Origin of the sequence: Phycicoccus sp. 3266 (assembly GCF_031456495.1) — a bacterium.
GTDB lineage: Bacteria > Actinomycetota > Actinomycetes > Actinomycetales > Dermatophilaceae > Pedococcus.
Map to the genome: position 1 here is coordinate 196839 of NZ_JAVDUW010000003.1, position 25395 is coordinate 222233.

22 protein-coding genes and 3 tRNA genes are annotated in these 25395 nt (G+C 72.4%); 17 read left to right on the forward strand and 8 right to left on the reverse strand.

The annotated features are described in order from the left end of the window. Window positions 1–3 precede the first annotated feature (3 nt). On the forward strand, window positions 4–984 hold the full coding sequence (locus J2X64_RS15270; RefSeq protein ID WP_310156397.1) for a polyphosphate kinase 2 family protein: 981 nt from the start codon (window positions 4–6) through the stop codon (window positions 982–984). A gap of 90 nt (window positions 985–1074) precedes the next feature. After that, window positions 1075–1449 carry a VOC family protein gene (locus J2X64_RS15275; RefSeq protein WP_310156400.1) on the forward strand — a complete coding sequence of 125 codons (375 nt, stop codon included), beginning with the start codon at window positions 1075–1077 and terminating at the stop codon, window positions 1447–1449. A gap of 16 nt (window positions 1450–1465) precedes the next feature. On the opposite strand, the gene J2X64_RS15280 is transcribed toward J2X64_RS15275, so the two are convergent. Then, a complete protein-coding gene (locus J2X64_RS15280) occupies window positions 1466–3112 on the reverse strand; it encodes an acyl-CoA dehydrogenase family protein (protein ID WP_310156403.1) in 1647 nt (548 codons plus the stop codon). Window positions 3113–3145: 33 nt separating this feature from the next. On the opposite strand from J2X64_RS15280, the gene J2X64_RS15285 reads away from it, so the two are divergent. From J2X64_RS15285 to J2X64_RS15310, 6 genes are all read left to right on the forward strand, one after another. Next, window positions 3146–4354, forward strand: coding sequence for a YihY/virulence factor BrkB family protein (locus J2X64_RS15285; protein ID WP_310156406.1), 1209 nt, complete (start codon window positions 3146–3148; stop codon window positions 4352–4354). Between the two features lie 103 nt (window positions 4355–4457). Further along, window positions 4458–4530, forward strand: a tRNA-Gly gene (locus J2X64_RS15290). 23 nt (window positions 4531–4553) lie between these two features. Then, a tRNA-Cys gene (locus J2X64_RS15295) sits at window positions 4554–4624 on the forward strand. 42 nt (window positions 4625–4666) lie between these two features. Beyond that, window positions 4667–4741, forward strand: a tRNA-Val gene (locus J2X64_RS15300). Between the two features lie 906 nt (window positions 4742–5647). Further along, window positions 5648–5938, forward strand: a complete 291-nt coding sequence (locus tag J2X64_RS15305; protein ID WP_310156408.1) for a hypothetical protein — start codon at window positions 5648–5650, stop codon at window positions 5936–5938. A 276-nt stretch (window positions 5939–6214) separates the two neighbouring features. Continuing rightward, window positions 6215–6931, forward strand: a complete 717-nt coding sequence (locus J2X64_RS15310; RefSeq protein WP_310156410.1) for a GAF and ANTAR domain-containing protein — start codon at window positions 6215–6217, stop codon at window positions 6929–6931. 403 nt (window positions 6932–7334) lie between these two features. Here the strand turns inward: J2X64_RS15310 and J2X64_RS15315 are convergent, their stop codons facing one another. After that, the gene (locus J2X64_RS15315) at window positions 7335–8366 is read right to left on the reverse strand and encodes a HAMP domain-containing sensor histidine kinase (RefSeq protein ID WP_310156412.1); all 1032 of its coding nucleotides are present in this window, start codon (window positions 8364–8366) and stop codon (window positions 7335–7337) included. Then, the gene (locus J2X64_RS15320) at window positions 8366–9109 is read right to left on the reverse strand and encodes a response regulator transcription factor (RefSeq protein ID WP_310156414.1); all 744 of its coding nucleotides are present in this window, start codon (window positions 9107–9109) and stop codon (window positions 8366–8368) included. Before J2X64_RS15320 ends, J2X64_RS15315 begins: the two co-directional genes overlap by 1 nt. A 162-nt stretch (window positions 9110–9271) precedes the next feature. On the opposite strand from J2X64_RS15320, the gene J2X64_RS15325 reads away from it, so the two are divergent. Next, the gene (locus J2X64_RS15325; protein WP_310156415.1) at window positions 9272–9727 is read left to right on the forward strand and encodes a hypothetical protein; all 456 of its coding nucleotides are present in this window, start codon (window positions 9272–9274) and stop codon (window positions 9725–9727) included. A gap of 67 nt (window positions 9728–9794) precedes the next feature. On the opposite strand, the gene J2X64_RS15330 is transcribed toward J2X64_RS15325, so the two are convergent. From J2X64_RS15330 to J2X64_RS15340, 3 genes are all read right to left on the reverse strand, one after another. Further along, window positions 9795–10391: a DUF305 domain-containing protein gene (locus J2X64_RS15330; RefSeq protein WP_310156417.1), complete on the reverse strand. Its 597-nt coding sequence runs from the start codon at window positions 10389–10391 to the stop codon at window positions 9795–9797. A 68-nt stretch (window positions 10392–10459) separates the two neighbouring features. Further along, complete coding sequence (locus J2X64_RS15335) at window positions 10460–11986, reverse strand: multicopper oxidase family protein (RefSeq protein ID WP_310156419.1); 1527 nt, start codon at window positions 11984–11986, stop codon at window positions 10460–10462. Beyond that, window positions 11983–12267: an SHOCT domain-containing protein gene (locus J2X64_RS15340; RefSeq protein WP_310156421.1), complete on the reverse strand. Its 285-nt coding sequence runs from the start codon at window positions 12265–12267 to the stop codon at window positions 11983–11985. The genes J2X64_RS15335 and J2X64_RS15340 overlap by 4 nt, the downstream gene beginning before the upstream one ends. A 138-nt stretch (window positions 12268–12405) precedes the next feature. Here J2X64_RS15340 and J2X64_RS15345 point away from each other — a divergent pair, with 138 nt between their 5' ends. Together J2X64_RS15345 and J2X64_RS15350 are read left to right on the forward strand one after the other, a co-directional pair. Continuing rightward, window positions 12406–13140, forward strand: a complete 735-nt coding sequence (locus tag J2X64_RS15345) for a response regulator transcription factor (RefSeq protein ID WP_310156423.1) — start codon at window positions 12406–12408, stop codon at window positions 13138–13140. Next, window positions 13137–14255 (forward strand): HAMP domain-containing sensor histidine kinase, encoded by a 1119-nt coding sequence (locus J2X64_RS15350; RefSeq protein ID WP_310156425.1) that lies wholly within the window; start codon window positions 13137–13139, stop codon window positions 14253–14255. Before J2X64_RS15345 ends, J2X64_RS15350 begins: the two co-directional genes overlap by 4 nt. 10 nt (window positions 14256–14265) lie before the next feature. Here the strand turns inward: J2X64_RS15350 and J2X64_RS15355 are convergent, their stop codons facing one another. After that, complete coding sequence (locus J2X64_RS15355) at window positions 14266–15489, reverse strand: amidohydrolase family protein (RefSeq protein ID WP_310156427.1); 1224 nt, start codon at window positions 15487–15489, stop codon at window positions 14266–14268. Between the two features lie 65 nt (window positions 15490–15554). On the opposite strand from J2X64_RS15355, the gene J2X64_RS15360 reads away from it, so the two are divergent. After that, entirely contained in the window at window positions 15555–16415 is an 861-nt protein-coding gene (locus tag J2X64_RS15360; protein ID WP_310156428.1) for a PhzF family phenazine biosynthesis isomerase, read from the forward strand. A gap of 144 nt (window positions 16416–16559) precedes the next feature. Next, window positions 16560–17015 carry a MarR family winged helix-turn-helix transcriptional regulator gene (locus J2X64_RS15365; protein WP_310156430.1) on the forward strand — a complete coding sequence of 152 codons (456 nt, stop codon included), beginning with the start codon at window positions 16560–16562 and terminating at the stop codon, window positions 17013–17015. Window positions 17016–17123: 108 nt separating this feature from the next. Here J2X64_RS15365 and J2X64_RS15370 read toward each other — a convergent pair whose 3' ends face one another. Next, window positions 17124–17516 (reverse strand): cupin domain-containing protein, encoded by a 393-nt coding sequence (locus J2X64_RS15370; protein ID WP_310156432.1) that lies wholly within the window; start codon window positions 17514–17516, stop codon window positions 17124–17126. 250 nt (window positions 17517–17766) lie between these two features. Between J2X64_RS15370 and J2X64_RS15375 the strand changes: the two genes are divergently transcribed. From J2X64_RS15375 to J2X64_RS15390, 4 genes are read left to right on the forward strand one after another with little or no spacing between them, the layout of a single operon-like run. Beyond that, complete coding sequence (locus tag J2X64_RS15375) at window positions 17767–21681, forward strand: galactose oxidase-like domain-containing protein (protein WP_310156433.1); 3915 nt, start codon at window positions 17767–17769, stop codon at window positions 21679–21681. 46 nt (window positions 21682–21727) lie between these two features. After that, the gene (locus tag J2X64_RS15380) at window positions 21728–24193 is read left to right on the forward strand and encodes a nitrate reductase (RefSeq protein WP_310156434.1); all 2466 of its coding nucleotides are present in this window, start codon (window positions 21728–21730) and stop codon (window positions 24191–24193) included. Continuing rightward, window positions 24190–24678: a hypothetical protein gene (locus J2X64_RS15385; protein WP_310156436.1), complete on the forward strand. Its 489-nt coding sequence runs from the start codon at window positions 24190–24192 to the stop codon at window positions 24676–24678. The genes J2X64_RS15380 and J2X64_RS15385 overlap by 4 nt, the downstream gene beginning before the upstream one ends. Further along, entirely contained in the window at window positions 24675–25355 is a 681-nt protein-coding gene (locus J2X64_RS15390; RefSeq protein ID WP_310156440.1) for a hypothetical protein, read from the forward strand. The genes J2X64_RS15385 and J2X64_RS15390 overlap by 4 nt, the downstream gene beginning before the upstream one ends. Window positions 25356–25395: the final 40 nt, after the last annotated feature.

Genomic DNA, 25395 nt, shown 5'->3' on the forward strand with positions numbered 1-25395 from the left:
GCCATGGCCAAGGGGAACGGCAAGGGCGGCAAGGGAAAGAGCGGCAAGGGCTCCAAGCACGCGGGCAGGGGCTCCAAGGAGGCGGGCAAGGCGAAGAAGTCCAGGGTCGCGGGCATCGACGTCTCGGACGTCAAGGACGACGCCCCCGCGCCGGTCTCGTTCACCGAGGCACTGCGCGCCGGGCCCGGCTTCTCGCTGACCGACCTCGACCCGCACTCGACGCCCGGCTTCGACGGCGGCAAGTCCGACGGCGAGGTGGCGCTGGCCGCGCGGGCGGGGGAGATCAGCGCCTTCCAGGAGCGGCTGTACGCCGAGTCCAAGGGCGGTGGGACACGCTCGCTGCTGCTCGTCGTCCAGGGCATGGACACCTCCGGCAAGGGCGGCATCATGCGCCACGTCGTGGGCCAGATGGACCCCCAGGGCGTGAGCTACACCTCGTTCAAGGCGCCGACGCCCGAGGAGAAGCGGCACCCGTTCCTGTGGCGCATCCGCAACGCCCTGCCGTCGCCGGGGCAGATCGGCGTCTTCGACCGCTCGCAGTACGAGGACGTCCTCGTCGTGCGCGTGCACGAGCTGGTCCCGCGGTCGGTGTGGTCGCGGCGGTACGCGCAGATCAACGCCTTCGAGGCCAAGGTCGCCGCAGCCGGGACGACCATCGTCAAGGTCATGCTGCACATCTCCGGCGACGAGCAGAAGGCGCGGCTCGCCCAGCGGCTCGAGCGACCGGACAAGTACTGGAAGTTCAACCCCGGCGACATCGACGAGCGCATGCAGTGGCCGCACTACCAGGAGGCCTACCAGGCGGTCCTGGACAAGACCTCGACCGACATCGCGCCGTGGTTCGTCGTCCCGGCCGACCGCAAGTGGTACGCCCGCCTCGCCGTGCAGAACCTCGTCCTGGAGCACCTCGAGCGGATGGACCCGCAGTGGCCGCCGGCCGACTTCGACATCGCCGGGGAGACCGAGCGGCTCGCCCGCACCTGACCGAAGGTGCGAGCGGCTCGCCCGCACCTGACCGATGAGTTCGGGCGCCGGCGACGGTCGGTACCGGTACCCGACGAGAGGAGAGGCGCCATGCTGCGCGACTCACAGGCGTTCAGCGGTTTCTCGGTCCCGGACACCGAGGCCGCCCGCACCTTCTACACCGAGGCGCTCGGGCTGGAGGTGACCGAGCAGAACGGCATCCTGACCCTGCACCTCGGCGGCGGCCACCGAGCCATCGCCTACCCCAAGGCCGACCACCAGCCGGCCGGCTTCACGGTGCTCAACTTCCCCGTGCCCGACATCGACGCAGCGGTCGACGAGCTGACCGACCGGGGCGTCCGGTTCGAGCGCTACGAGGGCACGCCGATGGAGACCGACGCCAAGGGCGTGTTCCGCAAGGGTGGCCCGCTCATCGCGTGGTTCACCGACCCCGCGGGCAACGTGATGTCGGTGATCCAGGACTGACGCCGGGCGGAGGCGCTCAGCCGGCCCAGGCCCGGTCGACGAGGGCGCGTGCGCTCGAGGCCGCCAAGCCGGCCTCGAGCGTGCCGAACGTCGCACCGTGCCCGCCACCGAGCCGCGAGGCCACGAACGCCTCCGAGACCTCACTGGGGGCGTGGCGGACGAGCAGCGACGCCTGCAGGGTCACCGCGAGGTGCTCCACGACGGACCGGGCGCCGACGGCGGCACCGGGCTCGGCGGCATACCGGACCACGTCGTCGACGCGGTCGATGGCGGCGTCGAGGACGGCGCTGTGGCCGGCGCCGAGCTGCACCTCCTTGCGGAACGCCTCGACGGCCATCGGCTCCCGGGCGACGGCGCGCAGCACGTCGAGCGCGTTGACGTTGCCCGAGCCCTCCCAGATCGAGTTGAGCGGTGCCTCGCGGTAGAGCCGGGCGAGGCCGTTCTCCTCGACGTAGCCGTTGCCGCCCAGGCACTCCAGCGCCTCGGCGACCATGGGGGAGGTGCGCTTGCAGACCCAGTACTTGCCGACCGCGACCCCGAGCCGCGAGAGGGCCGTGTCGCCCTCGTCCACCGCGTGGGCCAGGCGCAGGGCGAGCGTCGTCGCGGCCTCGACCTCGAGCGCCAGGTCCGCGAGGACGTTCTGCATCAGCGGCTGGTCGACGAGGAGCGCGCCGAACGCCGAGCGGTGCCGGGCGTGGTGGATCGCGCGGACCAGGGCTGCGCGCATCGTCGAGGCCGAGCCGAGGATGCAGTCGAGGCGGGTCGCCGCGACCATGTCCAGGATCGTGCGGATGCCTCGGCCCTCGTCGCCGACGCGCACACCCCAGGTGCCGTTGAGCTCGACCTCGGAGGAGGCGTTGGAGCGGTTGCCGAGCTTGTCCTTGAGCCGTTGCAGCGCAAAGGGATTGCGCTCGCCATCCTCCAGCACGCGGGGCACGAGGAAGCACCCGACGCCCGCGTCGGTCTGGGCGAGGACGAGGAAGGCGTCGCTCATCGGCGCGGAGCAGAACCACTTGTGGCCGGTGAGCCGGTAGGTGTCACCGCCGCCGAGCGGCCCGCCGGGGGTCGCGACGGCGCGGGTGGTGTTGGCACGGACGTCCGAGCCGCCCTGCTTCTCGGTCATGCCCATGCCCGCGACGGCGCCGCGCTTGGTGGCGACGGGGCGCAGCCCGAAGTCGTAGTCGCGGGAGGCGAGCTGCGGGACCCAGCCCGCCGCGAGGGCGGGGTTCGCTGCCAGGGCGGGCGCGGCGGCATACGTCATCGAGACGGGGCACAGGTGGCCCTGCTCGTTCTCGGACCAGGCGAGGAAGCCGGCGGCGCGCCGGACATGGGCGCCCGTGCCGGTGGGCGCGGTCCACGGCTCGGCGGTGAGCCCGGCCCCGACGGCGACGCGCATGAGCTCGTGCCACGCGGGGTGGAACTCGACCTCGTCCGCCCGCTCGCCGCGCGGCGAGTGGGTGCGCAGCCGCGGCTCGAACTCGTTGGCCTGCACCGCCCAGGCGCGCGCCTCGTCGCTGCCCGCGCGGACGCCGAGCTCCTCCACCTGCCGGTATGCCGCGTCGTCGGCCCAGCGCCGGAGCCCCTCCGCCAGCGCCGGCTGCGTCGTCAGGGTGTTGGCCTCGGGCAGGGGTGGCACCTGGTTGGTGACGGCGTGGGTGGACACGTCAGGCACCCTATGCCGGGATACCGTGGCGGGGTGAGTGTCAGGGCCCGGCTGCGACGGACGCTCGTCCGGGTGCCCGGCGGGCTGCAGGTGGCGCGCCTCACCGTCGAGACCGTGCGGGTCTGCATGAAGTACCGCGTGACGGGACTGGCGTCCGAGGCGGGCTTCTTCATGCTGCTGTCGCTGCCCCCGCTGCTCATCGGGCTCATCGGTGGCGTCGGCTACGTCGGGCAGTGGCTCGGCGAGGACATCGTCGAGCGGGTGATCCTGGGCATCCAGCAGTTCTCGAGCCGGTTCCTCGTCGCCTCGGTGGTCGACGACACGATCTTGCCGACGGTCCGCGAGGTGCTCAAGAACGGTCGTGGCGACCTCATCTCGATCGGCTTCCTGCTGTCGATCTGGTCCGGGTCGCGCGCCCTCAACGTCTTCGTCGACACCATCTCGATCATGTACGGCCAGTCCGGCGTGCGGGGGATCGTGCGGACCCGGGCGCTGTCCCTGACGCTGTACTTCCTCTCACTGCTCGTGGGCATCGTCATCGTGCCCCTCGTCGTGATCGGGCCGGCCGTCGTCAACGACCTGCTGCCCGAGCAGGTGCGCTTCCTCACCTGGCTGTACTGGCCCGTGGTCGGCGTGGGCGCGGTCGCCAGCATCGCGACCCTGTTCCACATCAGCACCCCGCGGCGGACGCCGTGGCTGCGGGACGTGCCCGGAGCGGCCCTCACGCTCGTCATCTGGGTCGTGGCGTCGTTCGTGGTGCGCGAGACCGTGACGGCCTCGATCCGGGGCGGGACGTCGATCTACGGGCCGCTGTCGGCGCCGATCGTGCTGCTGATCTTCCTCTACGCGCTCGCCATCGCGATCCTCATCGGAGCCGCCCTCAACGCCGCCGTGCGCAGGCTGTGGCCCGTGGAGGAGCGCCCGTCACTGCGCGCCCAGACCGTCGAGTGGGTGCGCGACCGGGTCGCCGAGACCCGGGGCGTCGACACCGGTGGCGCGGTTCCTGCCGCCGGCGGCGCCGAGCGGCGGGGTGTCCGGCGCGCGCGCCGGCGCCTGACCGCGCGGGCCCGCGTCCAGCACGACCAGGAGGCGCTGTCGTCCTCGGTGGCCGGGCTGCGCGCCGCCGCGCGGGGGCCGCTGACCCCGATGCAGGGTGAGGCGGGGGAGCCCACGACCGAGGAGCGGAGCCGGGAGGACGACCGCCACGGTGCTCGCGACCCCCTCGGGAGCCGGTCGAAATGACACCGGTGGCACCCGATTTGGAGACGGGTCCGCCGATCCGATAATGTCTGACCGCACGCGCAGCGGGTGAAAGCCCGTGAACAACACCAATAGCGCGTGTAATGCGGATGTAGCTCAGTTGGTAGAGCGCAACCTTGCCAAGGTTGAGGTCGCCGGTTCGAGCCCGGTCATCCGCTCGGAAGGGTTGGACCGCCTTCATGGTGGAGTGGCCGAGAGGCGAGGCAGCGGCCTGCAAAGCCGCGTACACGGGTTCAAATCCCGTCTCCACCTCGGACCGGCTCCCTCTGGGGGGAGTCGAACCCAGCACCACCCGGGCGATTGGCGCAGTGGTAGCGCGCTTCCTTGACACGGAAGAGGTCACTGGTTCAAACCCAGTATCGCCCACCACCGAAGAACGGCCCCTGGCCGGCGGAGACGCCGGTCGGGGGCCTTCGTCATCTCCGACGCGTTTCGCAGCGTTGTCGGACGTCGTCCTCGGAGAGGCCGACCTGAGCGAACCGCAGCCGGCTGATGTGCGCCACGGCCCGGGGAGGTCGGACCTGGGGGGACAGATGGACCGTCACCCAGGCCGCGGCACTGCGTCTCTGCCCGCCGTTGGGGACGAGCAAACACGTGGATTTCGCGCGAGGCCAGTGCTGTCAGGACGCCGAGCCGCTCCTGAGCCCGACGCGTCGCTCCTGGGCCTCTGCCGGCGTCAGCCAGCCCCGCTCTTCGAGCAGGAGGACAAGCTCAAGGCGCTCGGCGTGTGTCAGCCTGCGCGCTGGCTCGGCGCGCGGCGACTCGTGGGTGGGCATGGCTGTGCTCTCTTCGTCCTGAGGCCCCAGCCCGGAGTCTGTTACCCGTCCGAGGCCGGCGTAATCGTGCCACGCCGGATCGTCCGGCGGTGGGGCGACCAGGCGTTAACGCTCCGGCTCCACGGCCCGCGGCTCCTTCTCCCGGATCTGCTCGGCCCAGTCGTGCACCGTCTCAAGGTGGTCCCCCTCGGCCAGCCACTCACGCATCCGCGCAGGGAGCCACCACTCGCACCGCCGGTCAGGTGTTCTGCGCTTCCGTCAGGTCGCCGAGCGGACAAGACGGTCCACGTGAAGATCCGCAGCCACTACGCTTCCCCCGGACCGCACCCTTGACGGTCCCAGCAGACGCCCCCGCCTCCTCGTGAGGGCCGGGGGCGTTGTGTCGTGGGTCGCGTGTCCTTGATGAAGCGCACAGGGTGCGCACCACCTCTGACCTGCAGGTTTGCTGCATACTCTGCGGCGGGGACAACCCGAGTAGTCACACAACGAGGAGGTTTCGGTGGGTCCGGTCAAGTCCCTGTGGGCAATGGTGCAAGGCGACCCGGTGTTCATGCGCCGGGTGAACGGATGGCTGGCGATCGCCTGGCTGCTGATGATCCCGGTCTCGATCGAGGCCCACTGGCTGGACAAGGTCCAGTACGTGTCGGCCTTGTCGATCTGGGCGCTGGTCTCGGGACACTGGTCGGCTTGGCAGGCGGCGCGGGTCGAGGTCAACCAGCAGAAGGAGCTCGACGGCGAGGCCCCGGGTGAGCGGCCCGACGACACCACCATCCCTGCAGTGGCCACCTGAGGCGCAGCCTCTGGCGGTCGCCGGCGCCGCGGGGACCTCGCGACCTCTAGGACCTTGGTCGCTGTTGCCTCGGGCACAGGGGAACAGAGGATGGCGTGACGGTCGGACACCAGTCCCGTCCACGGCCGTCGCGTCCCCGCCGGCGATCCCTCCGGCGGGGGCGCACGTGCGCCACTTGGATGGCTTCCATTCCGGGGCCCCGAGAGCGACACTGTCGGCAGATGGCACGGCGAGATACTTCTTGAGGACCTGGACCCTGACTCGAGGAGCGTGACGGTGCCCAAGGCGCTGGACGAGACCTGGCGGCTGTTGGACGACTTCGCCGACGCGGCGCGGACCATGGCGTGCCTCAAGGACACCACGGAAGTCGCCGAGGCGTTGTGCCAGCTGACATTGAGGGTCATCGGCGGCGACCACGTGTCGATCACGAGCCTGCGCCATGGACGGGCCACCACCGTTGCTGCGACCAGTGACGTGCCGGAGCAGGCCGACAAGATCCAGTACTCCACGGGGCAGGGCCCCTGCCTGGAGGCGATTCGCGAGCACACGACTTTCCGCGTCGATGACCTGCAGACCGACCCGAGGTGGCCGGTGTTCGGCGAGCAGGCGGTCGCGGAACTCGGTATGCGGAGCATGCTCGCCCATGTGCTTCCCCTCGACGACCAGGTCTTCGGTGCCCTCAACGTCTACTCGACCATCCCCGGCACATTCACCAGTGAGCACGAGACCCTGATCGCGATCCTGGGCACCACCGCTGCCCATGCCGTCAGCGCGGCCCGCCACCATGAGCAGGTCGAGCACCTCGAGCGGGCCCTGCACACCAGCCGACACATCGGCGTGGCGCTCGGCATCCTCGTCAACAGCCGCAAGACCAGCCTCGACGAAGCGTGGGAGCTGCTGGCCAAAGCCAGCCAGGACAGAAACGTCAAGGTGTCCGCCCTAGCCGAACACGTCATCCAGACGGGATCCCTCGACGCACCGTGGGGAGACTGAGGGACCCGGCTGTTTGAGCCCCCCAGCCCCATCTCGCGCGTACCCAAGTGGCGTCCGGCTATGCGCGCCATCTGGCTTGGTCGCGGTGTTGAAACCCCCCGCGCCGCACCGGGACCCCTCAGTTCCGGTGCGGCGGCCGTCCACGAGGACCCCTGACCGCAGCCCCGGGACGCCTCCCCGACAGACCGAGCATGCGCGCATTGTGGGAGAACCACCTCCCCAGAACGGATGGGAACCCCCTAGCGCGCAGGCACTATCCGGCGACCCGCAGCCGCGTCCCCACCGGATGATGCGGCGTTGGCGGCGCTTCCATGGGCCTCCCGGCCCCTTGGACTCTGCACTCCTTGCTGCTGCCCTCGTCGTCGCGGTGGTTGTCATCTTCGCCGTGCAGCGCAGACGCCGGTCAGGGGACGTCCTGCTGTGCGGCGACACCGGGGAGCAGGAGCGAGAACCGGCAGCCGCCGGGCGTGTTGACGACGGTGGCCGTCCCGCCGTGGGCCCGGGCGACCCCGGCCACGATGGCCAGGCCCAGCCCGGAGCCGCCGCCGTCCCCCGGGGTTCGCGCCTCGCTGCCACGGAACCCCGTCTCGAACACGCGCCCGAGCACGTCCGCCGGGATGCCGCCGCACTGGTCCTCGACGGTGACCAGGACGCCGTCCGAGGCGGTGGCGGCGACGGTCGTGACGACCTCGCCGTGGGCCGGGGTGTGCCGTATGCCGTTCACGACGAGGTTCGCGACGGCGCGTTGGACGTCCCCTGCGGCAACGGTCGCACGCACGCCGGGGGCGGCTGAGCCGGTCAGCCGTATGCCGCGCTCCTGCGCCAGGGGGGACAGGCTGGCGACCGTGTCCGAGACCAGGTCGCCGAGGTCGACCTCGGCGACCTGCGTCGCCGAGCCGTCGGCCTGCAGCCGGGACAGCGCCAGCAGCGAGTCGACGAGGTCGCCCATGCGGACCACGGAGTCGCGCACCATCCGCATGGCGGCGGGCACGTCGGTGGCCACGCCGTCCTCGACCGCCTCGCTGATGGCCCGGATGCCCGCCAGCGGGGTGCGCAGGTCGTGCGAGACCCAGGCCACCAGCTCGCGCCGGTCGGACTCCGAACGCGCATCGTGCTCGCGCTGCATCCGCTCGGCAGTGGCGAGGCGGTCGGCGGCGATGACCCGGCGGGCGACGAGCCCACCGAGGGCGGCGGCCACGGGTACCGCGGCGAGCAGCACGAGCAGGACGGTGGTCGAGTCCTCGGTGCGCAGGAACATCGCCCGCGAGCTGGCGTAGACACCGGCGGCGACGGCGAGGACGACGACGACCGGTGCGGCGACCGCCGCGGCACCCAGTGACCGCCGCGCGAGCGCGACGACGACGGCGACGCCGAGCAGCCCGGTGAGGAGCGCGACGGCGGCCGACAGGCCCACCGCGGAGAGCTGGGGGGGCATCAGGGGACGTCCGGCGGTGTCGGGTCCCAGCGGTATCCGACCCCGAACACGGTGACCAGGCGTCGGGGAGTCGACGGCTCGGCCTCGACCTTCTCCCGCAGCCGGCGGACGTGCACCGTGACGGTCGACTGGTCGCCGAAGTCCCACCCCCACACGTCCCGGATGAGGTCCTCGCGCCGGTGCGCCACCCCGGGGTGGCGCAGGAACCAGTCGAGCAGGGAGAACTCGCGGGTCGTGAGTGCCAGCACCGACCCGGCACGGGTGACGACGTGGGCGCGCCGGTCGAGCACGAGGTCGCCGTCGGCGGTGGTCGGCGGGAGGATCGCGGCGGGGTCGCCGGTTCGCCCGTCGTCGGTGCTGCCCGCAGCGCCCGTGGGAGCGGACGCCCGGCGCAGGATCGCCTGCACGCGCAGCACGAGCTCGCGCGGGCTGAACGGCTTCGTCACGTAGTCGTCAGCACCCACCTCCAGGCCGTGGATCCGGTCCGTCTCCTCGCCCAGGGCCGTGAGCATGACCACGGGCACCGCGGGCTGGTCGCGCCGCAGGCGCCGGCACACCTCCAGGCCGTCGACGCCCGGCAGCATGAGGTCCAGCACGACGACGTCGGGCGACGTGCGTGCTGCGAGGTCCAGGGCGGTCGCGCCGTCGGCGGCACGGTGCACCTCGAAGCCCGCCCGTGCGAGGTAGGCGCCCACGACGTCACCCACGGTCGGATCGTCGTCGACGACGAGGGCGCTCGGCATGGATCGAGGATAGGTCCGCGGCGACCGTCTGCGGAGGGCCTCGACGGCCGACGTCAGGACCTCGTAAGGAGGGCGTAACCGCCACGTCATGGTCTCCTGCCCGACGCCTCGGTTGACTCGTCCCGAGGCCGCCACCGTGGCGGCGGGAAGCGAGGAAAAACCATGAACACCAAGGCATTTCGCATCGCTGCGGTCGCAGTGACGACCGGCGCGGCAGCACTGGGACTGGGCTCGACGGCATACGCGTCGGGGGTCTCCGGACCGGCGATCTACGTCGACCACGTCCTCTACCGGACCGTGGCCACGCCGACCGAGCTGTCCGGCACCGGCGCCCCCGCCCAGAGCTGGGACACGATCTACAACTTCTTCGGTGCGCAGCCGAGCGTGGCCACGGCGGCGCCGGGGGACCCCGGCTTCAACGGCGGCCGGTGGCAGGTGCACAAGGTGTCCACGCCGCAGGGGTATGCCGCGGCGCTGGCGGCCGGCGACCTCGACGCCGACGGCGTCCTGGACTCCGCGTCCGAGGTGCAGGCGGCAATGGCCTCGGGCGCCCTCGTCGACGACGGGATCGTCAAGTACTTCGTCTGCACCCTGAACAAGGTGCCGGGCCAGCCGTGACCCGCGCCGGCCCGGGCACCGGCTCGCCCGGTGCCCGGGGCGGGGGTCCTGCGCGGAAGCCAGGTGGTCAGGACGCGCTGAGCATCGCCTTCATGGTCGAGATCTCGCGCGTCTGGCCGTCGACGACGTCCTGCGCCAGGGTGCGCACCCCGGAGTCGCGCGTGGTCGCGAGGGCGTCCCTGGCCATGGTGACCGCGCCCTCGTGGTGGGCGATCATCATGGTGAGCCACAGGCGGTCGAACTCCGCGCCGCTGGCCTGGCGCAGCCTGGCCATGTCGGCGTCGGTCATCATCCCGTCGACGCCGTGGTCCATGCCGCTCGAGGCGGGCGCACCCCACCGACCCAGCCACCCGTTCATGGTGGAGATCTCCGGACCCTGGGCTGCCTTGATCGTCGTGGCGAGCGACTTCAGCTGCGGGGACTGCGCCCTGGCGAGCGCGAGGTCGGCCATGTCCACGGCCTGCTGGTGGTGGGGGACCATCATCTGCGCGAACATCACGTCGGACGCAGCGGCGGTGGAGGACCCCGACGCGCTCGACGGCGAGGCGCTCCCCATGCCGTTCATGCCGCTCATCCCGTCGTGGGAGTCGGTGCCGCACGCGGCGACGGCGAGAGTCGTGGCGAGGGAGGCGGTCAGGGCGAGGGTGCGGACGCTGGGGCGCACGGTGAGGGCTCCTTCTGTGGTGGGTGCTGCGGATTGCCGGACGGACGTACGGCCGGGAGCTGTGCGGGTCACTCGCGGTAGGAGAGGGTCGTCATCATCCCGGCCTCGCCGTGGTAGGCGTTGTGGCAGTGCGTCATCCACTGACCGGGGTTCGTCGCGTCGAGGTCAACGAGCACCGTCTGCATCGGCCGGACCACGACCGTGTCCTTGCGGACCCCGGGCCGGCCGGTCGCATCGACCACGGCGAAGGTGTGACCGTGGACGTGCATGGGGTGGAACATCATGGTGGCGTTGCGCATCCGCAGCCGGACGCGCTCGCCCTCACGCACCTCGAGCGGCTGCTGCTCGTCGAAGGTGCGTCCGTTGATGGTCCACCGGTACCCGCGCATCGACCCGCCGAGCAGCAGGTCGTGGCTGCGGTCGACGCGCTTCCCCGGCAGGGTCACGGACGCCAGCGGGCCCAGGTCGGCGACGGTCAGGACCCGGCCGTCGAGCTCGGTGGGGACGGTGCCGGCACTGGGGCGGCTGCCGCCCGCGGTGCGCACGACGGCGAGGCCGTGACCGGACTTGCCCTCGGCCGAGGCGACGAGCGGGAAGGCGCCGTCGCCGAGGGTGACCAGCAGGTCGACGCGCTCGCCCTGCCCGAGCAGGACGGCGTCGCCGGCGACCGGTTGCACCGGGAAGCCGTCGGCGTGGGTGACCGTGAGCCGGTGCCCGCCGAGGGCCACCCGGAAGGCGGTGTCCGACCCGGCATTCACCAGGCGTACCCGGACGCGCTGCCCCGGACGCCCGGACAGCGTCACGGGTGAGGCGGGGACGCGACCGTTGACGAGGTAGTACGGGTAGTCGACGTCGCCGGCGCCACCGAGCAGCGGTGAGGAGCTCCCGTCACCCATGCCGCCCATGCCGCCCATGCCGCCCATGCCGCCCATGCCGCCCATGCCCGAGCCGCCCATCCCCGAGCCGGACGTGCCGGCCCGCAGGGAGGCGAGGACCTGGTCGGGCGTCCTGCCGGTGCCGTCGACCCAGTCGTCGAGCACGACGACCCACTCGTGGTCGTAGGCCCCCGGCTCGGCGGGGTCGTCGACGACGAGGGTGCCGTACAGCCCGCGGTCGAGCTGGACACCCACGTGGGGGTGGAAGAAGTAGGTCCCGGGGTCCGGGACGGTGAAGTCGTACCGGAAGGCAGCGCCGGGCGCGATCGGCGGCTGGGTCATGTCCGGGACGCCGTCCATGTCGTTGCGCAGCGCTATGCCGTGCCAGTGCACCGTGGTGGGTGCGGGCAGGTGGTTCGTCAGGTCGACCACGAGCCGGTCGCCGGCCCTGGCGCGCAGGGTGGGGCCGGGCAGCGTCCCGAACGACCACGTGTCGACGACGACGCCGCCGAGGTCCAGCCGCCCCGCGGTCGGGGTGAGGCTCGCGGTCACGGTGCGGCCCGTGTGGCGGCGGGCGCGCTCGGTGGCCTGGACGGCAGTGCCCGAGGGGGTGAGGAGCCTGCCGGCGGGGGAGCCGCACGCAGCGAGGACGCCGACCCCGGTCACGCCCGCCGCGCCGGCCAGGACGGCTCGGCGGGACACCAGCGGGCTCCCGGTCATGCCCCGCCCCGCAGGGTGGCGAGCCTCGACCGGTACTCGGCCTCGTCGATGTCACCGCGGGCCAGCCGCTCGTCCAGCACCGCGCGCGCCGGGTCCGGTGACGACGGACGGCTCGCACCAGCCACGCCCGGCGGGGGTGTCGCGGGACGCGGCGACGCCGTCCAGCGCAGCAGGGCCACGATGCCCACGACCACGAGGGTCCAGAAGGCGACCATGACCAGCACCATCACCAGCCACGTGCCCCAGCCCGTTCCTTCGTACCAACCCATCACGGGGACCACCGTTCCCTTCCTCGGTCCCTCCAGCGTGCGCGGCACACCCCGATGACCCGGTGGTCGGTCGATGAAGGTTCGCTGAAGAAGCGGGTCCGGGACCACCGGGTCCTGCTGCGGGGTCGGCCCTGCTGGGACGATGGGCTCGTGACCAGCACCGCGCCCCAGGAGGCGAGCCCCGCCACCGGCCTGCGGGCACTCGTCGTCGAGGACGACGGGCCCATGGCGGACCTGGTCGCCAGCTACCTGGACCGCGACGGGTACGAGGTGCAGGTGACGCACGACGGCATACGCGCGGTCGAGGTGGCCCGCGAGCTCGACCCGGACGTCGTCGTGCTCGACCTCGGGCTGCCGGGCCAGGACGGGCTCGAGGTGTGCCGTCAGCTGCGGACCTTCTCCGACGCGTACGTCGTCATGCTCACCGCCCGCAGCGACGAGGTCGACACGCTGGTCGGGCTCTCGGTCGGGGCGGACGACTACATGACCAAGCCGTTCAGCCCCCGGGAGCTCGTGGCCCGGCTGAGGGCCATGCTGCGCCGCCCACGACCGCTGGGGACCCGTGGGCACCCGCAGCCGCAGCTGCGCTCGTTCGGGGCGCTGTCGATCGACCCGCTGGGCCGGGACGTGTGGCTCGACGGGGAGCCGGTGCCTCTGACCCGGACCGAGTTCGACCTGCTGGGGGCGCTGTCGGCCCGGCCGCAGCTGGCGTTCACGAGGAGGCAGCTCATCGACGAGGTGTGGGGCTCGGGCTGGGTGGGGGACGAGCACCTGGTCGACGTCCACGTCCTGCACCTGCGCCGCAAGCTCGGGGACGACGCCGCCACCTCGCGCTACATCCGGACCGTGCGCGGGGTCGGGTACCGCATGGGGACCGGGGCATGAGGACGGGGCGTCCGGTGCGCCTGTCGACGCGGCTGCTGCTGGCGCAGGCGCTGCTGCTGGTGGCCGGGGCGGGGACGGCCTGGCTGGTCGCGTCCGCCATCGGGCCGGGGATCTTCCACCGGCACCTGGTCGAGGCAGGTGGGGGACACGGACCCGCCGAGCTCGAGCACATCGAGCGCGGCTTCCGGGACTCGCTGCTCGTGGCGCTCGGGACGGGCCTGGTGGCGGCGGTGGTCATCGCGCTGGTCGTCACGGCGTGGTTCAGCCGCCGGCTGCAGCGCTCCACCGACGCCGTCGCCCAGTCGGCCGGCCGCATCACCGACGGCAACTACGACACCCGCGTGCCTGCCGTGGGGCTCGGGCAGGAGTTCGACCACCTCGCCGGCACGGTCAACGAGCTCGCCACCAGGCTGGGGGACGTCGAGCACACGCGGACGCGGCTGCTGTCCGACCTCGCCCACGAGATGCGCACGCCCCTGGCCAGCATCGAGGCCCACCTCGAGGCCATCGAGGACGGCGTCCGGACGACGGACGCGGCCACCATGACCGTGCTGCGCGACAACACGCGCCGCCTGCACCGCCTCGCCGACGACCTCAGTGCCGTGAGCCGGGCCGAGGAGGGCCGGCTCGACGTGCGCCCGGTCCCGCAGCCTGCCGCAGACGTGGTCCGCACCGCCGCTGCTGCCGCTGCCGAGGCGTTCCAGGAGCGCGCCGTCACCCTGCGCACCGAGGCCGACACCCCGGCCGTCGTCGACGTCGACGCCGACCGGATGGGGCAGGTCCTGTCCAACCTGCTCGACAACGCCCTCCACCACACCCCCGCCGGGGGGACCGTCACGCTGGGAGTGCGCAGCGGGCCGCGGGAGACCGTCGAGCTCGTCGTCAGCGACACCGGTTCGGGGATCTCCGAGCAGGACCTGCCGCACGTCTTCGAGCGCTTCTACCGGGCGGACCCGGCCCGGCAGCACCGTGGCGGCACGGGCATCGGGCTCACCATCAGCCGCGCCATCGTCGACGCCCACGGAGGCACCCTGACGGCCGCCAGCGACGGACCCGGGCGGGGGGCGACGTTCACCGTCCGGCTGCCCACCGGCACCCCACGTCGCCGGACCTGACCCAGGACCCTCAGGCCGGCTGCGGTGCGTCGGCCGGACGCCCCCGCACCAGCACCCTCCTCGGCCTGCCAAGCGCTTCGGGCCGGCTCCTGAGGTCGCCGTCGACGACGAGCACGTCGGCGGCTAGACCGGGGGCGAGCCGGCCGGTGGTCCCGTCGAGGCAGCAGGCGCTCGCGGCCACGGACGTCGCAGCAGCGAGCGCCGAGGCCGTGTCGTAGCCCGCCTCCAGCATCTCCAGGACGACCCGCCAGACGTTGCCGTGCTGCTTGGGCGGCGCCATGCCCGAGTCCACGCCGGTCACGACCCGGACCCCGTGCTCCCGGAGCTGAGCCAGGTGGACGAGCCGCGCGGCATACAGGTCGTCGAAGCTCGTGGCACCGAACCCGGCCATGAGCGAGGCCAGGTGCGGCGGCGGTGCGGGCATGAGGGCGTGCAGCGACCGGTCGTTGCCCATGGTGAGGTCGACGAAGGTCCCCCTCCTCGCCACCTCCGCCAGCAGGCGGTCGTCGAGTCGCGGCGTGAGGTCCAGCGAGAGGCCGGTGAAGTGCTCGATCCCGTCCACGCCGGCGGCCTCGGCCTGCTGCATCGCCGCGAGGGAGTGGGCGTGGGCCACGACGGGGAGCCCCGCACGGTGGCCGCGGTCGACGAGGACCGAGAGCTGGGGCGCGGTGAACTGCACGCCGAGCTGGTCGCTGTCCGGCGTGGCGAACCCGCCGGACGCCATCACCTTGATGACGTCCACCCCGCGTTCGACCCGCTCGTCGACGGCGGAGCGCAGGTCCGCGTCCTGCGTCGAGGGGACGGCCCCGCCGAGGAAGTGGCAGTGCCCGTCGGGCGTCGTGACGGGCGGTCCGGCCGCCACCACCCGCGGCAGTCCGGGCAGCTCGCGGAGGGCGAGGGTCCGGTATGCCACGTCGCCGAGGTCGCGGACGGTGGTCACCCCGGCCGCGACGTGCCGGCGCAGCGACGTGAGGACGACGGCGGCGACGTCCGCCTCGGACATGGCGCCGGCACGTTCGAGGCCACCGACCGTGCTGTCGGCGACGAGGTGGGTGTGGCAGTCGACCAGCCCGGGGAGCACCGTGCCGGAGTGCTCCTCGACGACCACGTCGTGCGGCAGCTCGTGCCCGAACGGCTCGACGGCGGCGATCCGGTCGCCGTCGACGAGCACGGTCGCCCCGTCGGGGAGGAACCGCTCCCCGTCGAACGCCTGCGGCGCACGGACGGCGTGCATGGGCCCGATGGTCCTCCGTGCAAAGCGGCCTGACCAGATCCCCAGGTACAAGGAGAATCCGCTCCATGACCGACGTCCTTCGCTACACCGCCTTCACCACCGACCCCGCCGGCGGCAACCCGGCCGGCATCGTCCTGCACGCCGACTCCCTGTCGGACGAGCAGATGCTGGCCATCGCCGCTGAGGTGGGCTACTCCGAGACCGCCTTCGTGCTGCGCGAGGGACGGACCCCGCCGCACCTCGGCCTGCGCTTCTTCAGCGCGCTGGACGAGGTGGCCTTCTGCGGCCACGCCACCATCGCCACGGCCGTCGCCCTCGCCGAGCGGGGCGAGGGCGAGGGCGGCACCGTCCTCTTCGAGACCCCGGCGGGGGAGGTCGAGGTGTCCACGACAGAGGTGGACGGCGTGCTGCGCGCGAGCCTGACCAGCGTCCCGACCCGGACCCGAGACGTCCCGGAGGACGCGCTGGGCGAGGCGCTCGAGGCGCTGCGCCTGTCGACGGCGGACCTCGCGGACGACCTGCCGCCGCTCCTGTCGTATGCCGGGAACGAGCACCTGGTGCTCGCGCTGGCCAGCAGGCAGCGGCTGGCCGAGCTGGACTACGCCTTCTCCCGCCTCAAGGACCTCATGACGGCGGAGGGATGGACCACGGCGCAGCTCGTGTGGCGTGAGGACGAGGGGACGTTCCACTCGCGCAACCCCTTCCCGGTGGGTGGCGTCGTGGAGGACCCGGCCACGGGCTCGGCCGCGGCAGCCCTCGGCGGCTACCTCCTGTCGCGCGGCCTCGTCCCGGGGCCCAGGACCTTCCGGGTCGTGCAGGGGGTCGACATGGGGCGTCCCAGCGAGCTGCTCGTCGACGTGCGGCCGGACGACCGCCGCGTCACCGTGTCCGGTGCCGCGGTGGAGCTCCCCGTGGGGGGTGACTGACCGGTCGGCCCCGACCCGGCCCCGGCGCGGGCCTGGGCCTCGGCCTCGGGCTCAGGGCGTCGGGCTCGCCCCCGCGTCTCGCCTGCTATGGTCAACCGAGTTGACTGAGCGTGGGCGCGTGACGACGCCGGAGAGGGGATTCCCGTGGAGGGTCTGCCGTTGGTGCGGCTGCTGTCGATGGCGCTGCGGACGAGCCTGGAGCAGCTGCACGAGAAGCTCGCAGCGGCGGGCTACCCGGAGCTGCGACCCACCCACGGCTACGCCCTGAACGCCGTGGCGCGCGGCGAGGCGACGGCCAGTGAGCTCGCCGTGGGGCTGGGCATCACCAAGCAGGGTGCCGCCAAGGTCCTCCAGCAGCTGCTCGACGACGGGTACGTCGAGCAGGCTGTGGACCCCCACGACAGCCGCAGCCGGCCGGTCCGCCTGACGAGGCGTGGCCGGGCGGCAGTCAGGGCCTCCGTCCGCATCCAGTCCGAGATGCAGCACCGGTGGGAGCAGCACGTGTCCGCGGCCGATGTGGAGACGCTGGTGACCACGCTCGAGCGGGTCGTCCGTGCGGAGAACGGCGGGGAGCTGCCACCGGTCCGGCCGGGCTGGTGACACGACGAGGGGCGGACCGTGAGGTCCCCCCCTCGTCCGTCGCGGGCGTGTGCGTCGTGCCGGCGCGCCGTGACCCAGGTGGTTGCTGGGACGGCAGTCAGCGCCCGCTCAGCGGGCCCACGGGACCGGGACAGGATCCCCGTCGCCGACCCGGGCCGTGGCGCCGGGCGTCGACGCCACGAGAGCGACGGCGCCGTCGGGCCCGGCCGTGACCTGACGGGCGACGCCGGCCGGGAGGACGGCGGCGTCATCGGGTCCGAGGTCGAGATTCTGCTCACCGACGGTCGCCGACAGGGTGCCCTGCACGACGACGAGGACCTGGTCCTCGCTGACGGTGTGGAGCGGTCCGGCGGCGCCGGCGGACATCTCGGTGCGCCAGACGGCGACCGACGCCGTCGCCGGGCCGGAGGGAGATGCGTAGGTGCGCATGGTGGCGGCGGGGGTGACGACCGGGCGGGTGGCGGCCAGCCGGACCTCGAGCGGGGTGGACAGGGTGCTCATGAGCGGTCTCCAGACGGTGGTGCGAGGAACGGCCGGTGAGGGACGCCACCGACCTGTTGGACAACTTAGTTGACCTTATCCAAATGGTCAACAAGGTTGTCCGTCAACTCGCGGTGCTTACGCAGAAATGTGGAGCCTCCGGTCCAAGAGCGGGGCTACGTTCGGACCGATGACGTTCGCGCCGGCGACGGACGTGCAGATCTGCACCGGGGACCCGCGTCATCGGGACAACGGCGGGAAGGGGACGGACATGGTCCCTCGCAGGCTCTCGGCCAAGGGAGCAGCGGCAGTGGTGGCGCTGGCCCTCGCGTTGTGGGGCGTCGGTGTCGACGTCGGCGCAGGACCCGCAGGGGCGGCGGGAGGAGTCGCCGTCGACACCATCGTGACGACCCACGGCACCAAGAGCTCGACCAGCGTCACCTCGCCCGCGTTCACCACCTCGCAGGCCGGCGAGCTGCTGCTCGCCTTCGCCACCGCGGACGGGCCGACGACGCCGACCCAGACCATCACCGGCGTCACCGGCGGGGGGCTCACGTGGCGGCTGCGGCAACGCACCAACGCGCAGCTCGGGACGGCCGAGATCTGGCAGGCGGTGGCCACGACGGCGCTCAGCAACGTGACGGTGCGCGCCACCCACTCCGGCTCCTACCAGGCCTCCATCACCGTGGTGTCCTTCACCGGTGCCGACCTCGCCGTCGACGGAGCGGTCAAGGGAGCGAGTGCGGCGACCGGTGCGCCCAGTGCGGTGCTGACCACGAGCCGCGCCGGGTCGTGGGTGTGGGGTGTCGGCAACGACTACGACCGCGCCGTCGCCCGGACCGTGGGCACCGGCCAGACCAAGGTCGACGAGTTCCTCTCGCCGAGCGGCGACACGATGTGGGTGCAGCGCCAGACTGCGACCACCCCCTCGGCCGGCAGCCAGGTCACCATCAACGACACGGCGCCCACGAACGACCGGTGGGACCTGTCCGTCATCGAGGTTCCCGCAGCCTCGCCGGACGTCACGCCACCGACCGTCTCCGCGGTCTCGAGCGGCACGCCCTCCTCGAGCACCGCCACGGTCACGTGGACGACGGACGAACCCGCCACGAGCCAGGTCCTGTACGGCACGTCGACGGCATACGGATCGGCCACCTCGCTCGACTCGGCGCTGGTGACGTCGCACTCCCAGCAGCTGACCGGGCTCGTCGCGAGCACCACCTACCACTTCGCGGTGCGGTCGGCGGACCAGGCGGGCAACCTCGCCACCTCTCCCGATGCGACCTTCGACACCGCCGCGCCCGCCATCGACACGACGCCCCCGACGGTGGCCGTCACCGCTCCCGCCGACGGCTCGACCGTGAGCGGGTCGGTGCTCGTGACGGCCACGGCCTCGGACGACACCGGTGTCGTCGGGGTGCAGCTCGCCGTCGACGGCACCGCCCTCGGGGCGGAGGACACGGCCGCGCCGTACTCGGTCTCGTGGTCGACGACGACGGTCTCGGACGGGTCGCACACCGTCTCGGCGAAGGCCCGGGATGCCGCGGGCAACACGACGACCGCGAACGTCACGGTCACGGTGGCCAATGCCGGGTCCGACCCCGGCGTCGTGGGCTCCTGGGGGCCGGTCCAGCCGTGGCCCGAGGTGTCGATCCACGCGGCGCTCACGGACACCGGCAAGATCCTCACGTGGCAGGGCGACTTCAGCCAGGGCGGGCAGCAGTACCTCCTCGACCCCTCGACGGGCGCGACGACCCAGGTGCCCAACGCGGCGGCTGACCTGTTCTGCGCGGGACAGGCGGTCCTGGCCGACGGCCGGATCCTGGTGGTCGGGGGAACAGCCACCAACGGAGGCCTGGGGATCACGACGGTGACGGCCTTCAACCCCTCGACCGGGACGTGGCAGACCTTGGCGCCGATGCACCACCCCCGCTGGTACCCGACAGCGACGACCCTGGCCGACGGACGGGTCCTGGTGACCTCGGGGTCGAACACGTCCGCGACCGACATCGTCCAGGTGCCCGAGGTGTACGACCCGAGGACCAACACCTGGACCGACCTGACGACCGCCACCCGGAACATCCCGTACTACCCCTTCGTGTACCAGCTCCCGGACGGCAGGGTCCTCCAGGCCGGCGCGTCGGAGGAGCCCACCTCCACCATCGCGCTCGACCCCACCACGCAGCAGTGGTCGACGGTCGACAGCCGCGCGCTCGACGCCGCGTCGATCACCAACTACGCACCCGGCAAGTTCCTCAAGGCGGGTAGCGCGTCCGACGGTGGCTTCAGCGGCCAGTCGGCGAGCACGGCATACACGCTCGACCTCAACCAGCCCGGCGCGACCTGGCAGCCCACGGCCTCCATGGCGTACCCCCGCAGCTTCGTCAACCTGACGACGCTGCCCGACGGCACCGTCCTCGCCACCGGTGGCGGCACCGACAAGTCCGGGCAGGTCGCGGCGAACGCCGTGCTGCCCGCCGAGGTCTGGAACCCCGCCACCGGCACGTGGCGGACCGTGGCGTCGATGTCGGTGCCACGGCTCTACCACTCCGTCGCCGTGCTGCTGCCCGACGGCCGGGTGTTCGTGTCGGGGTCGGGAGGGGACACCGGAGTCGCAGACCAGAAGAGCTACCAGATGTACTCGCCGAGCTACCTGTTCAAGGGCCCACGACCGACGATCACCTCCGCCCCCACGTCGGTGCAGTACGGCGGTACCGCGTTCGTCCAGACCCCTGACGCGGCCGGCATCGCCTCCGTGTCCCTCATCCGGACCGGGTCCGTGACCCACTCGTTCGACCAGAACGCCAGGGGGATGCAGCTGCCCTTCACCCGGACCAGCGACGGCATCTCCGTGCAGCTCCCCGCGAACGGCAACACGGCGCCCCCCGGTTACTACATGCTCTTCATCGTCGACGGGAACGGCGTGCCCTCGGTCGCCGCCATGACCAGGCTCCCGGCCCCCTCGGAGGACCTCGTCGCCCCGACCGCGCCGAGCGGCCTCACGGCCACCGGCGGCACGGGGCGGGTCGACCTGTCGTGGACCGCCTCCACCGACGACGTCGCCGTGGCCAGGTACGACGTCTACCGCTCGACGGCCACCGGGTTCGTCCCCGGGCCCTCGAACCAGGTGGCCCAGGTCGCCGGCACGGCGACGAGCTACCGGGACTCTGGCCTGGCCGCGGGCACGTACTACTACGTCGTCAAGGCAGAGGACGCAGCCGCCAACATCAGTCCCGGTTCCAACGAGGCGAACGCCACCGCCACCGCGGACACGACCGCGCCCACGGCGCCGTCCAACCTCGTTGCCACTCCGGCTGCCGGCCAGGTGGCTCTCAGCTGGACGGCCGCCACCGACGACGTGGGCGTGGCGCGCTACACGGTCATGCGGGGCGGGGTCGCCCTCGCCACCACGACCGGGACCGGGTACACGGACACCTCCGTCTCCGGCGGCTCCTCCTACACGTATGCCGTGACCGCCCAGGACGCAGCCGGGAACGTCAGTGCCGCCTCCGACCCCGTCACCGTGACCGTCCCGACCGCGACCCGCTCGATCACCGTCGACAAGGTGGTGAGCACCCACCGCGGCACGGCTGCCACCACCGTCGCGGCCACCGGCGTGACCACGACCGGCAGCCAGGAGCTGCTCCTCGCCCTGCTCAGCTCCGACGGCCCCAGCGGTGGTGGGACGGCCGCGTTCTCCAGCGTGACCGGAGGTGGACTGACGTGGACGCTCAGGCAGCGTGCGAACGCCCAGCCGGGGACCGCCGAGATCTGGCAGGCGGTCGCCCCCGCCCCGCTGACGAACGCCACGGTCACGGCCACGCAGGCCTCCGGCTCGTGGCAGTCGTCGATCACCGTCGTCGCCTTCCTGGGTGCCGACACCTCGACCGGTGCTGCCACCGCCACCAGCGCGGCGACGGGAGCACCCAGCGCCACCCTGACGACCACCCGCGCCGGGAGCTGGGTCTGGGGGGTCGGCACCGACTGGAGCACCGCGACGGCCCGTACCGTGGGCGCCGGGCAGACGATGGTCGACCAGTACCTCGCGCCGGCGGGAGACACGTACTGGGTCCAGCGACAGAACGCGCCGACCCCTGCCTCGGGGACGGCCGTGACGACGAACGACCCCGCGCCCACCGCGGACCGCTACGACCTCGCCGTGGTGGAGGTCCTGGCCGCCCCCTGACCGTCGATCCGTGTTTGCCGGTCGATCGTGCCGGGCACGAAGGGGCATGAGCGATCGCATTGCCGAGCCCTGGGGGACACGCACGCCGTATGCCGCAGGGGAACGGTGGCCGACGCGGGTGGACACCCACCTCGAGGAGGGGCTAGAGCCCGGAGACGTCGACCGGTGGGTGCAGACCGCCTCGATCCTGCACTCCAACGGCGACGGCATGGACATCGCCGTCAAGGACGACCGGATCGTCGGCGTCCGCGGACGGGAGGTGGACCGCGTCAACCACGGCCGCCTCGACCCCAAGGACGCCTTCGGGTGGCAGGCCAACAACTCGCCGGACCGGCTCACCAAGCCGCTCATCAGGCGCGACGGCGAGCTGGTCGAGACCGACTGGGACACCGCCATGGCCGCGGTGGCCGGCCGGGCCAAGGAGCTGCTGGACGAGCACGGTGCCAGCTCGATCGGCTTCTACACGACGGGCCAGCTCTTCCTCGAGGAGTACTACACGCTCGCCCTCATCGGGCACGGCGGCATCGGCACCAACCACATGGACGGCAACACCCGCCTGTGCACCGCCACCGCTGCCGAGGCGCTCAAGGAGTCGTTCGGGTGCGACGGGCAGCCCGGGTCGTACACCGACATCGACACCGCCGACGTCATCTGCCTGTACGGCCACAACATGGCCGAGACCCAGGTGGTGCTGTGGAGCCGCATCCTGGACCGGCTCGCCGGCCCCAACCCCCCGACGATCATCTGCGTCGACCCGCGCCTGACGCCCGTCGCCGAGGCAGCCGGCTCCCACGGCATACACCTCGCACCGCGGCCGGGCACCAACGTGGTGCTCATGAACGCCCTCCTACACGAGCTGGTCGACAACGGGTGGGTCGACGAGGCCTACGTCCAGGAGCACGCCGTCGGCTACGACGAGCTGACCAAGCAGCTGACCGACTACACCCCCGAGCTGGCGGAGGAGATCTGCGACGTGCCGGCCGCGGACGTGCGGCAGGCGGCCCGGGCCATCGGCACGGCCGAGCGCCTGCTCTCCTCGGTGCTCCAGGGCTTCTACCAGTCGCACCAGGCGACGGCCGCTTCGGTGCAGGTCAACAACATCCACATCCTGCGCGGGATGCTCGGCAAGCCCGGCTGCGGCGTGCTGCAGATGAACGGCCAGCCGACGGCGCAGAACACCCGCGAGTGCGGGGCCGACGGGGACCTGCCCGCCTTCCGGAACTGGAGCAACGACGCGCACACCGAGGACCTGGCGAAGGTCTGGAACATCGACCCGATGCAGATCCCGCACTACTCGGCCCCGACCCACCTCATGCAGATCATGCGGTATGCCGAGGACGGCTCGATCCGCTTCCTCTACGTCAGCGGCACCAACCCTGCGGTGTCGCTGCCCGAGCTCCGGCGGATCCGCTCGATCCTGTCGCAGGAGCGGCTGTTCCTCGTCGTGCAGGACATCTTCCTGTCCGAGACCGCGCAGCTCGCCGACGTCGTCCTGCCGGCCGCGACGTGGGGCGAGAAGACGGGCACCTTCACGAACGTGGACCGGACCGTGCACCTGTCGCAGAAGGCGGTCGAGCCGCCGGGCGAGGCGCGGCCCGACCTCGACATCTTCATCGAGTTCGCGCACCGGCTGGGGCTGCAGGACAAGGACGGCCAGCCGCTCGTGAAGTGGTCCACGCCCGAGGGGGCCTTCGAGGCGTGGAAGGAGTGCACCCGCGGGCGACCGTGCGACTACACCGGGTTGTCCTACGACAAGCTGCGCGGCGGCAGCGGCATCCAGTGGCCCTGCAACGAGGAGCACCCCGACGGAACCGAGCGCATCTACGAGGACGGGCAGTTCTGGGCGGCACCGGACTACTGCGAGTCCTACGGCCGCGACCTGGTCACCGGCGCGCCCGTCGAGCCGACCGAGTACAAGGCGCTCAACCCCACCGGCAAGGCGGTGATCAAGGCCGCCGAGTACCTGCCGCCGCACGAGAACATCTCGCAGGAGTACCCGTTCCAGCTCATCACCGGCCGGACGCTCTACCACTTCCACACCCGCACCAAGACGCGGCGCGCGCCGCAGCTGCAGGCGGCGGCGCCGGAGGTCTGGGTCGAGATGTCCGCCTCCGACGCGGCCGACCGCGGCTGGGAGGAGGGCGACCTGTTGCGCGTGACGACGCCGCGCGGCGAGGTGACAGCGAGGCTGCGCATCAGCGGCATCCGGCCCGGCGTGCTCTTCCTGCCGTTCCACTACGGGTACTGGGACGAGCCGGGCGGCCACGAGCCACAGGAACACGGCCGCGCGGCCAACGAGCTCACCCTCACTGACTGGGACCCCGCCTCCAAGCAGCCGATCTTCAAGACCGCGGCCGCCGCCGTCGAGCGCGTCTCGGCGGGCGGGGGCGAGCCGGCGGCGGCACCGACGACGACCGCGTCCCGGCCGGTCACGGTGTCGGTGCCGCCGACCACCGGAGGTCCGGCGGCCCACGTCCACGAGCAGCTGGCGAGCACGGAGGCGGCACGATGAGCAAGATCCCGATGGCCATCGAGGAGCTCCACCGCTCCGAGAGCGACCTGGCCGCCGACCTGCTGCGGATCTCGGACCGGCACAAGGCCGACCACGAGGTGCACCACGTCGCCCGCGACATCGCGCGCTGGTCCCAGCAGCACGTCCGCGAGCTCGCCCGGATCGGCCGCGACTTCGGCCTCGAGCTCGATGCCGAGCCCCCCGGCGACGTGACGGTGGTGGCCAAGGTGCGCCAGAAGGGGGACGAGCTGCTGGGCCGCCACCACGAGGCGTCGATGCTGCTCATCGCCGACCTGCGCAAGGTCCACAAGGACGCCGCCGGCGTCTCGCTCGACTGGGAGGTGCTCGCGCAGACCGCCCAGGCGCTCAAGGAGAAGGAGCTGCTCGACGTGGCCGAGAAGTGCCACCCCCAGACCCTGCGCCAGATGCGGTGGGCCAACGCCCACATCAAGGAGGCCTCCGCGCAGACGATGGTCACGCCGTGAACACCGAGACGGCGCGCCTGCCCGCGCCCCGCGTGGTCCTGCGCCCGCTCGCGACACCGTTGCCGCTGGGTTTCCTCGGGCTGTTCCTGGCGACGTTCTCGTTCAGCGCCGTCCAGCTCGGGTGGGTGCCGACCGCCCAGGGCCGGACAGTGGCCCTCGGGGTGCTCGTCTTCACCGTGCCGCTGCAGCTGGTGGCCTGCGTGATGGGCTTCCTCGCCCGCGACCCGGTGGCCGCGACCGGGATGGGCGTCCTGGCCGGCACCTGGGCGGCAGTCGCGCTCGCGACCCGCACGTCGCCCCCGGGGGCGATGAGCGCCGGGCTCGGCGTGCTGCTTGTCGCCGCCGCGGCGGCCATGCTCGTCCCGGCGGTCGCCGGCCATGCGAAGGGCGTGGCCAGCGCGGTCATGGCGCTCAGCGCTGCGCGCTTCGCCGTCACGGGCGTCGCGCAGTGGGCCGGTTCGAAGGGATGGCTCACCGCAGCCGGCTGGGTCGGCATCGTGCTCGCCGTTCTGGCCCTGTATGCCGCGCTCGCCTTCGAGCTCGAGGGGACCAGCGGGCGGGCGGTGCTGCCGCTGCTGCGCCGCGGCAGGGCGGCCGCCGCGATGGGGACGTCGGAGAGTGACGAGGAGCCTCTGGGGGACGTCGTCCACGACCCTGGGGTTCGGCAACAGCTCTGACGGTGGGTGTGTCGGCCGACGACCAGTTCGGGACGTGGTG

Bases quoted from the DNA above. Each gene is read 5' to 3' on its own strand.
- J2X64_RS15270 (WP_310156397.1), top strand. From the start codon at position 4: ATGGCCAAGGGGAACGGCAAGGGCGGCAAGGGAAAGAGCGGCAAGGGC.
- J2X64_RS15275 (WP_310156400.1), top strand. From the start codon at position 1,075: ATGCTGCGCGACTCACAGGCGTTCAGCGGTTTCTCGGTCCCGGACACC.
- J2X64_RS15315 (WP_310156412.1), bottom strand. From the start codon at position 8,366: ATGCCCCCCCAGCTCTCCGCGGTGGGCCTGTCGGCCGCCGTCGCGCTC.
- J2X64_RS15320 (WP_310156414.1), bottom strand. From the start codon at position 9,109: ATGCCGAGCGCCCTCGTCGTCGACGACGATCCGACCGTGGGTGACGTC.
- J2X64_RS15325 (WP_310156415.1), top strand. From the start codon at position 9,272: ATGAACACCAAGGCATTTCGCATCGCTGCGGTCGCAGTGACGACCGGC.
- J2X64_RS15335 (WP_310156419.1), bottom strand. From the start codon at position 11,986: ATGACCGGGAGCCCGCTGGTGTCCCGCCGAGCCGTCCTGGCCGGCGCG.
- J2X64_RS15350 (WP_310156425.1), top strand. From the start codon at position 13,137: ATGAGGACGGGGCGTCCGGTGCGCCTGTCGACGCGGCTGCTGCTGGCG.
- J2X64_RS15355 (WP_310156427.1), bottom strand. From the start codon at position 15,489: ATGCACGCCGTCCGTGCGCCGCAGGCGTTCGACGGGGAGCGGTTCCTC.
- J2X64_RS15360 (WP_310156428.1), top strand. From the start codon at position 15,555: ATGACCGACGTCCTTCGCTACACCGCCTTCACCACCGACCCCGCCGGC.
- J2X64_RS15370 (WP_310156432.1), bottom strand. From the start codon at position 17,516: ATGAGCACCCTGTCCACCCCGCTCGAGGTCCGGCTGGCCGCCACCCGC.
- J2X64_RS15375 (WP_310156433.1), top strand. From the start codon at position 17,767: ATGGTCCCTCGCAGGCTCTCGGCCAAGGGAGCAGCGGCAGTGGTGGCG.
- J2X64_RS15380 (WP_310156434.1), top strand. From the start codon at position 21,728: ATGAGCGATCGCATTGCCGAGCCCTGGGGGACACGCACGCCGTATGCC.
- J2X64_RS15385 (WP_310156436.1), top strand. From the start codon at position 24,190: ATGAGCAAGATCCCGATGGCCATCGAGGAGCTCCACCGCTCCGAGAGC.